Source organism: Salinimicrobium sp. TIG7-5_MAKvit (assembly GCF_049569215.1).
GTDB classification, from domain to species: Bacteria; Bacteroidota; Bacteroidia; order Flavobacteriales; family Flavobacteriaceae; genus Salinimicrobium; species Salinimicrobium profundisediminis.
In genome coordinates, this window is sequence record NZ_CP145903.1 from 2,707,002 (window position 1) to 2,719,488 (window position 12,487).

A 12,487-nucleotide genomic window follows, 5' to 3' on the forward strand; every position below is an offset into this window, starting at 1 on the left:
ACCCAATAAAGAGAATCAATTTTGAATTTTTGATCCTTTGTTTTCTTTGATCTAAAACAGCAACTCATGAGTGATAAAAAAATGAAAGCAATAGTAGCAACAGGATATGGCTCCCCCCATGTCCTTCAATTTCAGGAAGTCAAAACCCCGAAGCCTAAACCGGATGAAGTGCTGATTAAAATTATAAATTCATCAGCTACAACTGCTGACACTTTGATGCGCCAGGGGAAACCCAGTTTCGCCAGGTTGTTTTTGGGATTAAGAAAGCCAAAAAACTCCATTCCTGGTACAGGCTTTAGTGGAACGGTGGAGCAGGTCGGTTTAAAAGTAACAAAGTTTTGTCAGGGAGACCGCGTGTTTGGGGAAACTACTTTGGGGTTTGGGGCTAATGCAGAATATCTTATAATTTCTGAAAATGCTGTGATATTAAAAATGCCTGTTTCATTAGATTTTACTGAAGCAGCGTGTTTTTGTGACGGTCATTTAACCTCCTTTAATTTCCTAGTAGGGCTTGCAAAGCTGAAACCCGGCCAAAAAGTTTTAATAAACGGAGCTTCAGGAGCACTCGGCACTTCAGCAGTTCAATTTGCAAATCAGAAAAGTTGTCATGTTACAGCCGTTTGCAGTGCTAAAAATTTCACTTTGGTCAAGTCTCTAGGAGCAGAAAAACTGATCGATTACAACCATGAAGATTTCACTAACAGTAATAAAACATATGATATAATATTTGATACAGTAGGGAAGTCTTCCTTTAGAAGTGCAGAAAGATCCTTTCTGAAAAAGGAGTTTACATCTCGCCGGTGCTGAGAATATCTCATTTACTCAACATGATGAGGACAAGTTTATCTTCTAAGAAGGCTATCTTTCAGGCCACAGGAACCAAAAGCAATGATAAACTTCGGGATTTATTAAGTGAAATTCTAAAAGTTTACAATGCTGGAAAACTTCAAACAATAATTGCCAAACAGTTTCCTTTAGAAGAATTATCAGAAGCCCATCGTTTTATTGAAAAAGGGCATAAAAGAGGCAATGTTGTTATTGCAAACACCTAATAAAATTAGAGGGGAAAAATTCATAAAATAACTCATCCATCTACAGCCAAATTTATTATGGCTTAAATTGTAATAAAGTATTTTTCTGACGTAATTATTTAAGAATGAAATTCTTTAAAAAAACTTTGGTTTCGCTTATCACGATTATTGCCCTTTGTGTTGTTATCCTTTTATCGGCCATTATAATAGATAACAGGAATATTTCATACCTGAAAATTAACAATAATCCAGGTACTGAATTTAATAGTTACCTCATTAATAATGTGAACGTTATTCCTATGACGGCCGATACTATATTGACTAACAAGGATGTAAAAATTATCGACGGGAAGATTGCAAAAATCGGGGTGAATTTAAAAGATCCCAGCCTTGACTATATTGACGGAAAGGCTAAATTTCTAATGCCCGGGCTAACCGACATGCATGTGCATGTGTGGGACAGATATGAGCTGGGACTTTATCTTTCAAAAGGCGTTACAACTGTCCGAAATCTCTGGGGGCAGCCCATGCACCTTCGAATGAAAAAGGACATTATAGAAAATAAAATTCTTGCTCCAAATTTCTACACTTCAGGCCCCAAATTGACAGGCCCTGAATATGTAGGCGATGACAACCTCCAAATTTTTACTCCGGAAGAAGGTCGGGAAATGGTAGTTGCTTGTAAAGCTAAAGGATATGATTTTATTAAAATATACAATGGACTAACACCAGAAATATTTGATGCAATTATTAACGAGAGCAGGAGACAAAACATCGATATAGTGGCTCATCCCAGCGAAAAATTACCTTATGCATCCCATTTTACAAACCCTGTTAAGACCATTGAACATGCTGAAGATATTGTGCAACAACCTTTAAAATATAAATTAGATACCGTGAAACTTCAAGAGGTAGTAAATTTGTACGCCTCAAATTCAAATTCAGCATTATGTCCTACATTGGCTGTATATCGTAATATTTATCATTTGCTCGGGGAAAAGGATATTATGTCCAGTAATGAACTGGATTATATGAATCCTTTGATAAGAATGGTAGATAGTAAAGCCCAATATGACAGGTGGAGTGCTGAAAAACTCAAGAATCCAGGAATATCTGAAGCAATTGAAGCTCAGCATAATTTCCATCTTTTGGCAATTAGGAAGTTAGCTGAAGTAGGGGTGAACATTGTCTGCGGAACAGATGCAGGTATTGGAATTACCTTACCTGGTTTTTCTATTCATCAAGAATTGGAATTGTACAAATTGGCTGGCCTAAGCAATTATGATGTTTTAAAGACTGCTACAGTAAATCCCTCCAAAACACATGCATTCTTGAAAAATACAGGGAGTATAGAAATAGGAAAAGAAGCAAATCTAATCCTGTTAGATGATAATCCCTTTGTTAACCTTAATTCATTGCAAAATATACGTATGCTTTTTATTAAAGGAAAAAAAATTGAGAAAAGAACACTGGATAATTTTGAAGACAAAGCGAAAAACCGGAATAATAAGATTGTTTCAGGCTTACGCTATGCTGAATTCCTATTAAAAAAATATTAGCTGTTGTTTACTGCCGTCATAAAATTTGAATGGCGCTGGTAATGGATTATAATTAATTTCTTTGGTTGTTTATTATCTTAAAATTTTAGTGGATTTGACTCTCACAATTAAAATACAGATGAAGAACTTCCCAAGTTATTAATTGTTATATCTGAAAATTAGCATCTGTTTTTTACGTTATTTTCACTTAGGGAAAATGCATGTTTTAGCTAAACTTTTGTTCAATGCTTAATATTAGTGAAATCCCTATTTCAAACTTAACGCGTCCAAAGAGGAATCTAACCTTTCTCATAGAGCAATATCATCACTGATTTTTCTATCTAAAATTTTTGCATAGTGCTGAGTTGTCTGGGATTTTTTGCTTCAGCCTTAAAGAACAAAAATCTGCCGGGTATTTCTATCACAGCAGATTTTTGTCTTATCATTCCTGAAGTATTTCAGAAACTAAAACTTTCTTCTAGTCCTTCAGTGTAAACCTCACAAACAGCTCATGGGTGCCGTTGCTTGCATTTTGTAATTCTGAACGCAGGGAAGATTCATAAGCGTAACCAAAGTCAAACCAGTCGATCACCTTGATCAAAGCAAGGCCGCTAATGGCCTCATCGGTCCTGTAAGCTGCTCCAATCTCAAAGTTGTTATGAATGTTCATAAGCGCTGTAAAATCTACCGAAACCGGGGCGCCATGCACATATCGAAGCATAACAGAGGGTTTTAACTCCAACGTGCTGTTCAGCCTGAAGTCATATCCTCCACTTAAGTACATATGCACCCTGTCTGCCGCCGTAGTTACTATGCCTTCCTCTTCTCGTGCCCGCTTGGTCTCGAGGATCTTTGGGGCCGATAGAGAAATATAGTATTTCTCATGTTTTAAATAAGCACCCACCCCCACGTTGGGGTTGAACCGGCTAAGGCCCACCAGCGAAGGATCTACATCATAATTCCAGGTCTCAAGCTCGGAGGTATTCACGTTGTAAAAGTTTCCACCTGCTTTCAAACCAAGGAAAAGATCGAGTTGCTCGTTCATGGGAAGCCTATAAGAAAAGTCGGCAGTCACAAAGGTTTGCTGCTCCACAAAAGTGCGGTCGTTTTCTACCGAAAGTCCCACTCCAACTCTTTTCCCGGCATAGGTACCAAAGGAAAAAGCCTGGGCTTCGGGGGCATTTTTCACACCACTCCACTGACTCCTGAAAATACCTGCAAAAGTGGTATGTCCATCGGCCCCGGCATAAGCCGGGTTCACGATGTTCATATTCTGGCGGTAAAAAGTGTACGAATTCTGTTGTTGCGCGTATAAAGTCGTTCCGGTGAATATCAGGAACAGTACGATAAATTTATTGATATATCTTTTCATTGTGAGCTTCATTATTTTGTTATGTACAACCATCCGTCTTTATCCAGGTTCTTTCCGTCAAGGTAGATCTGGAAGTAGTATGAGCTTTCGGGCAGTGCATCGCCGTTGTACGTACCGTCCCAATCATTCTGGTAGGCCGACTGTCTAAAGATCTCTTTCCCCCAGCGGTTGTAAATAATGACAAGGGAGTTTGAATGGTTCTCAATGTTCACCACCCTCCAGGTGTCGTTGATACCGTCACCGTTTGGCGTCATGGCTTCAGAAACATGAATTTGTGTTGTATCACAAACATCTCCCACACCATCTTTATCGATGTCTTCCTGACCAGGATTGTAGGTTAGCGGACAGTTGTCATCTTCATCAAGAATTCCGTCACCGTCATCATCTGTGTCAATGATATCTCCCAGGCCATCTCCATCGGTATCTGTTTGATCGGGGTTTGGAACTAAGGGTGCATTGTCAACATCATCAGGAATACCATCATTGTCATCATCGTCATCACAGTTGTCTTTCATTCCGTCGGAATCATTGTCTCCAAAGCTGTTTTGAACCTCTACAACAGCTTCGGCCGTTCTTAAGTTTCCGCTAAAGTCGGTAACACTTAGCAGAACAAAGTTCATCCCTTCATTGTCACATCCAAAGCTGGTAATATCCAGGCTCATGGAAGCAATTCCGCAGTTGTCAAAAGCCTCATCATAGACATCTTCGGCCACGATACTGGCCATGCCATTTTCATCAAGTTCTACCACGATGTCTTTGGCAATTACCACGGGAGCGGTTTCATCAAGGATGGTCACCGTCGCCACGCTGGTGGTGATGTTGCCGTTCACATCAGTAACCGTTACCGTCACATCTTTTGTGGCACCGGTAGCACAGTTAAAACGCGTTTCACTTAGCGTAATACTGCCAACTGCACAATTATAGGTCGCACTTTCCACCACATCTGCAGTGGTGATGTTTACCTTCCCGTCATCATCAAGCTGCACGGTGATGTTTTTGACCACTACTACAGGAGCTACATTGTCTTCAATAGTTACAATTGCTTCGGAAGAAGTCGTGTTTCCATTGTTGTCTTCAACAGTTAGAACTACTGTATTCTCCCCGACATTAGAGCAGTCAAAAATGGCATTATCAAGCGACATGTCTGAAATCCCACAGGCATCGGCAGAGCCGTTGTCGATCATCGCCGGAGTGATAGTTGCATTTCCTTGAGCATCCAGTTGAACTGTGATGTGTTGGATTGCAACCACCGGAGCTACGTTATCTTCAACAGTCACGATTGCTTCGGAAGAACTTGTATTTCCATTGTTGTCTTCAACGGTCAGCACTACCGTGTTCTCTCCAACATTGGAGCAGTCAAAAGTGTCAATATCAAGTGTCATTTCTGAAATTCCGCAGGCATCTAAAGAGCCGTTGTCGATCATCGCCGGAGTAATAGTTGCATTTCCTTCAGCATCAAGTTGAACTGTGATGTTTTGCGTAACTACATTTGGAGCTACGTTGTCTTCTACAGTCACGATTGCTTCGGAAGAAGTTGTATTTCCATTGTTATCTTCAACAGTAAGCACTACCGTATTCTCCCCGACATTTGAACAGTTAAAAATGGCATTATCAAGCGTCATTTCTGAAATTCCGCAGGCATCTGAAGAGCCGTTGTCGATCATCGCCGGAGTAATAGTTGCGTTTCCTTCAGCATCCAGTTGAACGGTGATGTTTTGGGTCACCGCAACCGGAGCTACATTATCTTCTACAGTTACAATTGCTTCGGAAGGAGTTTTATTTCCGTTATTGTCTTCAACAGTAAGGGTCAAAGTATTCTCACCGACATTTGAGCAGTCAAAAGTGGCAATATCAAGGGACATTTCTGAAATTCCGCAGGCATCGGTAGAACCGTTGTCGATATCTTCAGGGGTGATGGTCGCGTTTCCTTCAGCATCAAGTTGAACTGTGATGTTTTGCGTAACCACATTTGGAGCTACGTTGTCTTCTACAGTTACGATTGCTTCGGAAGAAGTGGTGTTTCCGTTATTGTCTTCAACAGTCAGCACCACCGTGTTCTCCCCGACATTTGAACAGTCAAAAATGGCATTATCAAGCGTCATTTCTGAAATCCCGCAGGCATCGGAAGAACCGTTGTCGATATCTTCAGGAGTGATGGTCGCGTTTCCTTCAGCATCAAGTTGAACAGTGATGTTTTGGATCGCAACCACCGGAGCTACATTATCTTCTACATTCACGATTGCTTCGGAAGAGGTTTTGTTTCCATTGTTGTCTTCAACAGTCAGCACCACCGTGTTCTCCCCAACATTTGAGCAGTCAAAAGTGTCATTATCAAGCGACATTTCTGAAATTCCGCAGGCATCGGCAGAGCCGTTGTCGATCATCGCCGGAGTGATAGTTGCGTTTCCTTCAGCATCAAGCTGAACAGTAATGTTTTGGATTGCAACCACCGGAGCTACGTTGTCTTCTACAGTCACGATTGCAGTCCCAGTTTCAGAATTGCCGTTGATATCAGTTACAGTAAGTTTAACTGTATTTTCACCAACATTCGAACAATCGAATTCAGTAATATCCAGCGAATAGCTATCAATACCACACGCATCTGCAGAGTTATCATCGATCATTTCGGTAGTGATAGTTGCAGCGCCGTTTTCGTCCAGCTCAACAGTTATATCCTTTGTAATTACCTGTGGTTTAATGTTGTCCTCCACAGTAATTGAGACACTACCTGTTGTAGTATTTCCTGCTCCATCAACTACAGTATAGGTAAGGCTGTTGCCCTGGGAATATTTATAAGCTTCTGAATTTCCAAGAGGAGAATTGTTACTAAAAAGTAAGAATCCACCATCAGGATCATTAACCAGGCTGCTATTGTATAATTGGCCAAAAGCTGGATCACCAAATTCCCTTAGCTGCGAACCATCGATCAAAAATCCTTTTTGGTTAAATCTATTATATACCTGTCCGGAATTTAATTGTGAAAGGGATATTGCACCAGATCTATCTGATTGTTCATCTAATTTTTCATAAGTGGTAAAATCTGTAGTTCTATAAAGATAGGTTTTGCCAGCAGTTGAAGCATCGAAAGTAAGGTAAGTTTCCCCCGTAGCCGAGGTTACCATATCCAGATAAAATGATTTATCCTGAATTCCTGCTATTGCTCCTCTATTAACCCATTCGCCATTGGTATAGGAGACAACGAAGGGTCCAATATTATTATTTTTGGTGCCAAACAGGACTGTAGGAGTACCGGTAGGTGTGAATGTTATTTGGCTACTATTAGACCATTCATTCGTGATTCCTTGTGCAGGATAACCCAAAGGTGAAAAATCGAAATCTGTTTCAATATTTTTGATGCCGGACAAGCGGAACTCACTAAATCCAATTTATCTCTAAAAAAAGATTTTCAAAAGTGAGTTTTTAAAAAATACTGACTGATCAATTTTCAGCGGACTAAAACTAACTGATAATTTAAAGAGAAAAAAGCCCAGTTTACAACAACAGTAACCGTTGCGCAAGCCGTTAATTTCGAAAATTCCTGATACCAATAAGCCGCTTTAAGCGGTTTTTCTTTTATAGATTCGGTGGGCTGTGAGCAAAATTCAGGTTCCTTAAAATTGAACTGTGAGATTCCTGTAGTAGGTTTTTGGTGAAAACAGCAAGGCAAGCTGTCCTGCCCCGGATTTCATTCTTTTATGGGTGAATTTCAGGTATTTCTTTAGGTTATAAGCGATGGCGGCCAGGTGCATGCACTTATTGGCCTGTTTGATTCCAATGGTATTCACCTTCCGAAGCCCCAGGAACTCCTTTAGCGTACCAAAAACAGGTTCTACAGTGCTTTGGCGTTTGCCTTTCATGTAGCGGCCACGCCTGCTCTTTACCCGTTCAATATTCCTTTCGTACTCCTCTCTATAAGCGGTAATGTTGATCCTTTTTTCATGGCTCTTACCAATACAGGCCTGCTTTATGGGACAGCCTTTACAATCGGCACGTGTGGTAAAATAATTGTCTTTTAGATTGCCATTTTCCATCTTCTGCTTTCGGAAGGTCACTTTCTTACCTTGTGGGCACAGCCAGTAATTCCCTTCTTTGATATATTCAAATCTTTCAGGTCCGCCTTTATAGGTTCCGTGCGGAGGGATATAAGTGGTAAGGCCTTTTTTCTCGAAGTATGCATAATTCTCTCCACTGCTGTAACCGGCATCTGCCAGTACATTTTCCCATATCAAACCTTCACGACGCAGGCGCCTGTTGAGCCTTGTGGCAGTATCCTGCAGGTATTTAGTATCTTTTTTATCTGCGTGATAAGCCCGAACATCAGTAATGACGTGTGCTTCAATATCTACTGCCAGGTTGCACAGGTAGTTCAGTTTTCTGGCCTTCCCGGGTTTTACACTAATCCGGGCATCGGGATCGGTGGGGCTGTAATGTGTTTTGTTGCTGGTATACCTGCTGCCTTTGTTTTTGGCACCGGGGCGCATGTCCTGGTCCTGACTCCATTTTTTGTTCCGGCTCTTTATTTCCTGGAGTTCTTTCTTACTTGCTGTGATCTTCTGCTGTTCTTCAGAAGCTTTATTCTCTTTAGCCTTTCGGTCTCTGCTGCTTTGTACCCGCACTTTAGAAAGATGCTCCTCGAGGTCTTTTGCCGGGACTTTGATCTCCAGGCTGTCCATAGAAGCATTGTAAGCTTCCCTTAAAACCGAACTGTTTAAAAGTATAATAACTCTTAATTTTAAACAGTATGAAAAAAAGTAAATTTTCCCCTCAGCAAATCTCTAAGATCCTCAAAGAATTCGATAACGGTAAAACAGCTGCCGAGATCAGTCGTGAATATGGTGTAAGCACCGCTGCTTTTTACAAATGGCGAGAACGTTTTAGCGGAATGAATGGCAAAGAGCTTAAGCGACTCAAAGAACTTGAGGAAGAGAATCGTCGACTCAAGCAAATGTATGCCACCCTTTCTTTGGATCATGAGATGGCTAAAGAGATCATCGAAAAAAAGCTCTAAAGCCTTGCCGTAAGCGAACCATAGCTAAAGAACTTGCTCATTACGGTATAAGCAGGGCGTGCCGTGTTTTAAAAATGAGCAAGAGTGTGTTTTATTATAAACCTCTCCCTAAAGATGATAAACCCATAGAAGAAGCCTTACAGCAAAAGGCAGAGAAGTATAGTGAGGAAGGTTTTTGGATGGCTTATGAGCGACTGCGTAAGGAAGGAAAGCCGTGGAACCATAAAAGAGTTTATCGTGTCTATAAAAACCTTGGCTTAAGCTTAAGGCGTAAAGTGAAGAAAAGATTACCAGCAAGAGTAAAAGAACCCTTAGAAGTACCTGAGACCCTTAATCATACCTGGAGTATGGATTTTGTGACAGATGTCCTGGATAATAAAAGAAGGTTTAGGGCCTTTACTATTATTGATGATTATAACCGGGAGGCACTTCACATAGAAGTAGATTTTTCCTTGCCCAGCAATAGAGTTATTTGGGTACTAAACCACCTAATTAATCGAAGAACAAAACCTCAGAAAATAAGAATGGACAATGGTCCTGAGTTTATTGCTAAAATAGCTTCAGAATGGAGCCAGATGCATGGAATCAACTTCAAATATATCCAACCAGGAAAACCTACACAGAATGCTTTTATTGAACGATTCAATGGTAGCTATAGAAGAGGAGTTTTAAATAAATACATTTTTGAAGATCTGGATCAGGTACGAGAACAAACACAGGTATGGATGGATGATTACAATAATCAAAGACCTCACGATGCATTAGGAAAAATGGCTCCAATAGAATATGCAGAATATAATTCTCTAATAGCAACTACAGATAAAACCAAAAACAATAATTTTATATCATCAAGCAGTTCTAATTAGGGGGAGCTTACAGTTAGAATCCAAAGATTTCAGTCCTCTCCGTCTACAATGTTTTTCTTGGTTAGTAACATAATATCCCCAAAGGAGATTCCAGTATAGCAGCTAAAAACAAATAGATCCTTAACCTGAGTTAACCTTTCCACTGAGCAGGATAGTTTTTCCAATCTTTCCAGTTCGTTTTGTGTAAGGAAATCTCGTTCTTTCTTGATTATTTTAGGTTTGAATTTTACAAATGGATCTTTTGTAATCCACTCCATATGGAAGGCCATGGTTACCATCTTTCTCAATCTCTGAATATGCTTCATGATGGTGTTGTTGCCAATTTGTGGTTGATAATGTTTCGGCTTATAGGAGCGCAAAAAGCTTTCGAAACCAATTATAAAACCATAATCAAGATTTTTAAGTAGGTAGTCCTTAGATTTATACTCTTTGTGAACATACTCCATAATATAGGTTTGACTCGTCTTGAAGTGGCGCATAGTAGCAGGATTCAGAACGTGTTGCATCTTTTCATTATGATATGCTATTAATTCCTTTATTGAGGTGTGATGCTCATCTTCTCCTAAAAAACGAGATTTTACGGATGTAGCGCTAACTGTCTCATGGTTGGCTTGGAGGTCCATGTAAGACTGAAAAATTTGCGTCCTTGTTTGTTCGATGTACCGATTTATCTGGATGGAACCTGGATCTTTGGATTTTAATCGTCCTTTGTTTTTATCCCATTTTTTAATGTCAACTTTTGTTTTTAAACTGATATTAACTCTTTTACGGTTGACGACAATTCGGGCATAAATTTCGGCCATATTGTCTTTGGCTCTGGAGGAGTTAATCCAGAACAGGATAGAAAATGTCTGTTTTGAAGTCATAGTTGTTCGTCTTAAAGGTGAATAATCAGTAAAGACGAAAGTCAAATCAACTATATAAGAAAGTTAATAATTTTAACAAAGCGGTCAACAAATTTCTAAAACTATTTTTGTTGACCGATTTGTTGACCTCACAATTCAATATTAATCAATATTTTTTAACATTAATTAACATCTCAGAAAATAAAAAACCCTGTAAATCAGTGAATTACAGGGTTTGTTGAAGTAGATATAGTGACCTCGACAGGATTCAAACCTGTAACCTTCTGAGCCGTAATCAGATGCGCTATTCAGTTGCGCCACGAGGCCGTTTTGCGGGTGCAAATATAGGCTATTTTATAAAAAACGAAAACAATTTGAGGCTAAATAATATATTTTTTTCCTTCCGGAGTTTAGAAATGGTTTTGATGCTGCCTGAAATTTTTCTCTTGCTTAATTAAGAAGTTCTATGCCTGCCACTTCCCGGCATAAATTTGGTACAGATATCGACCTGACCTACCTCACAGGCAATATAAGGATCAGGAGTATTAACTGAAGGAAGGTCTAATTCTGGAGGATCTAACTTAATTACCCATCCATCTCTGCTTCCTCTTGAAACCTGACTTTTGTCCCCAGATGCACCGGAATCTGTCCAGCCTGCTAACATATAATTTCCTTCCACATCTACAAAACCCCGCATAAGTTGGTCCATACCAAAAGCCCCCAGAGTATTACATATCCGGAATCTGCTGAAGGTTAAAAATTAGCAAACCACTCTTCCGAACTGCCGCCGTATGTTTGCTGCCATTGAATTTCGCCTCCGGCATCTATTTTTATCACCCACAGGTCTATTCCCCCATTGTTTGCTACTGTTTTTTCCCCGCTTATGGGAGAAAATGAATCCCCACCCAATAAATAACCCCCGTCTCGTGCAGGCTGCAGGTGGGAAAAAAAATCTCCGTTATTTCCCCCAATAGTTCTCTGCCAGATGATCTCTCCCATAGGATCTATTTCAAAAACCCAGTAATCACCCAATCCCCTTGAAAGTTCACTTTTTGTTGCTGAAATTCCGGAAGCTGAAGTAGCTCCAATCACAAAATTGCCATTGTTAGTTTTTGCAATGTGTGGAGAGCTGTCGTACCCTCCACCTCCATAGCTTTTTTGCCATTCGATATTGCCGCTGCTATCCAGTTTTAAGATCCATAAGTCTGTTTCCCCCAAACTTACAGTAGTCTTATCTCCTGTATTTGACGATAGGGAATGTGCAGCAATTAAAAAGCCCTCACCCTCCGTTTGTACAACATCTGTGAGATCTTCAGCCTCATTACCACCAAAAGTCCTTTGCCATTCGATTTGTCTGTTGGCATCCAGTTTTACGATCCACAGATCCCGAAACCCTCTTAAAGCTTCGTTTTTGTCTCCCGATATTCCGGTGTGGGATTCTCCGGCAAGCAAGTAGGTGCCATCGGCCAGTTCTATTGTCTTCTTAATAGCATCAATATGATCTCCACCAAAACGACTTTGCCAAAGTATAGTGCCTGCAGGATTGGTGGCCAATATATATCATTTCCACCTATGGTCTTCTCCCAAATTAGTTCCTGGGCCTGAAGTTGGCCTAATACTAAAAGACAAAGAATTAGAAGATAGATGTTCCGCATGAAGTTGAATAATGTTCTAACCGGCCTTCAAAAAGAAAATTTTTATTCGTCCAAATGTACAGAATTGGAGAGCTTTATTAACACAATTTTATGATTTATTATGTTTTGTGGAGCTCAAGGAAAATCTTTAGAATAATGCTGCAGTCGGTCAGGTGAAACTTGCACAATCTTC

Annotated in this window: 10 protein-coding genes and 1 tRNA gene; 4 read left to right on the top strand and 7 right to left on the bottom strand. The window is 40.1% G+C overall.

Annotated elements, in window-relative coordinates:
* Window positions 1–66: 66 nt before the first annotated feature.
* From V5739_RS12185 to V5739_RS12195, 3 genes are all read left to right on the top strand, one after another.
* Window positions 67–807: an NAD(P)-dependent alcohol dehydrogenase gene (locus V5739_RS12185; protein WP_423818373.1), complete on the top strand. Its 741-nt coding sequence runs from the start codon at window positions 67–69 to the stop codon at window positions 805–807.
* Entirely contained in the window at window positions 801–1,052 is a 252-nt protein-coding gene (locus V5739_RS12190; protein WP_423818374.1) for a zinc-binding dehydrogenase, read from the top strand. Before V5739_RS12185 ends, V5739_RS12190 begins: the two co-directional genes overlap by 7 nt.
* Window positions 1,053–1,156: 104 nt before the next feature.
* The gene (locus V5739_RS12195) at window positions 1,157–2,590 is read left to right on the top strand and encodes an amidohydrolase family protein (RefSeq protein ID WP_423818375.1); all 1,434 of its coding nucleotides are present in this window, start codon (window positions 1,157–1,159) and stop codon (window positions 2,588–2,590) included.
* Between the two features lie 457 nt (window positions 2,591–3,047).
* Here the strand turns inward: V5739_RS12195 and V5739_RS12200 are convergent, their stop codons facing one another.
* The 3 genes from V5739_RS12200 to V5739_RS12210 form a co-directional block, all read right to left on the bottom strand.
* Complete coding sequence (locus V5739_RS12200) at window positions 3,048–3,941, bottom strand: PorP/SprF family type IX secretion system membrane protein (protein ID WP_423818376.1); 894 nt, start codon at window positions 3,939–3,941, stop codon at window positions 3,048–3,050.
* Between the two features lie 11 nt (window positions 3,942–3,952).
* Entirely contained in the window at window positions 3,953–7,306 is a 3,354-nt protein-coding gene (locus V5739_RS12205) for a gliding motility-associated C-terminal domain-containing protein (RefSeq protein ID WP_423818377.1), read from the bottom strand.
* Between the two features lie 246 nt (window positions 7,307–7,552).
* Window positions 7,553–8,614: a transposase gene (locus V5739_RS12210; RefSeq protein ID WP_423818378.1), complete on the bottom strand. Its 1,062-nt coding sequence runs from the start codon at window positions 8,612–8,614 to the stop codon at window positions 7,553–7,555.
* Window positions 8,615–8,682: 68 nt separating this feature from the next.
* On the opposite strand from V5739_RS12210, the gene V5739_RS12215 reads away from it, so the two are divergent.
* Window positions 8,683–9,815, top strand: a protein-coding gene (locus V5739_RS12215) for an IS3 family transposase (RefSeq protein ID WP_423817967.1) whose coding sequence is annotated in 2 segments (ribosomal slippage) — window positions 8,683–8,944 and window positions 8,944–9,815 — 1,134 coding nt in all. Because the reading frame shifts where the segments join, the coding sequence is not laid out codon by codon here.
* Between the two features lie 29 nt (window positions 9,816–9,844).
* On the opposite strand, the gene V5739_RS12220 is transcribed toward V5739_RS12215, so the two are convergent.
* The 4 genes from V5739_RS12220 to V5739_RS12235 form a co-directional block, all read right to left on the bottom strand.
* Window positions 9,845–10,681 carry a site-specific integrase gene (locus tag V5739_RS12220; RefSeq protein WP_423818379.1) on the bottom strand — a complete coding sequence of 279 codons (837 nt, stop codon included), beginning with the start codon at window positions 10,679–10,681 and terminating at the stop codon, window positions 9,845–9,847.
* 232 nt (window positions 10,682–10,913) lie between these two features.
* Window positions 10,914–10,987: transfer RNA gene (locus V5739_RS12225), tRNA-Arg, on the bottom strand.
* Window positions 10,988–11,114: 127 nt separating this feature from the next.
* Window positions 11,115–11,369, bottom strand: a complete 255-nt coding sequence (locus tag V5739_RS12230) for a hypothetical protein (RefSeq protein WP_423818380.1) — start codon at window positions 11,367–11,369, stop codon at window positions 11,115–11,117.
* 44 nt (window positions 11,370–11,413) lie between these two features.
* Window positions 11,414–12,214, bottom strand: coding sequence for a hypothetical protein (locus tag V5739_RS12235; protein ID WP_423818381.1), 801 nt, complete (start codon window positions 12,212–12,214; stop codon window positions 11,414–11,416).
* Window positions 12,215–12,487 lie beyond the last annotated feature (273 nt).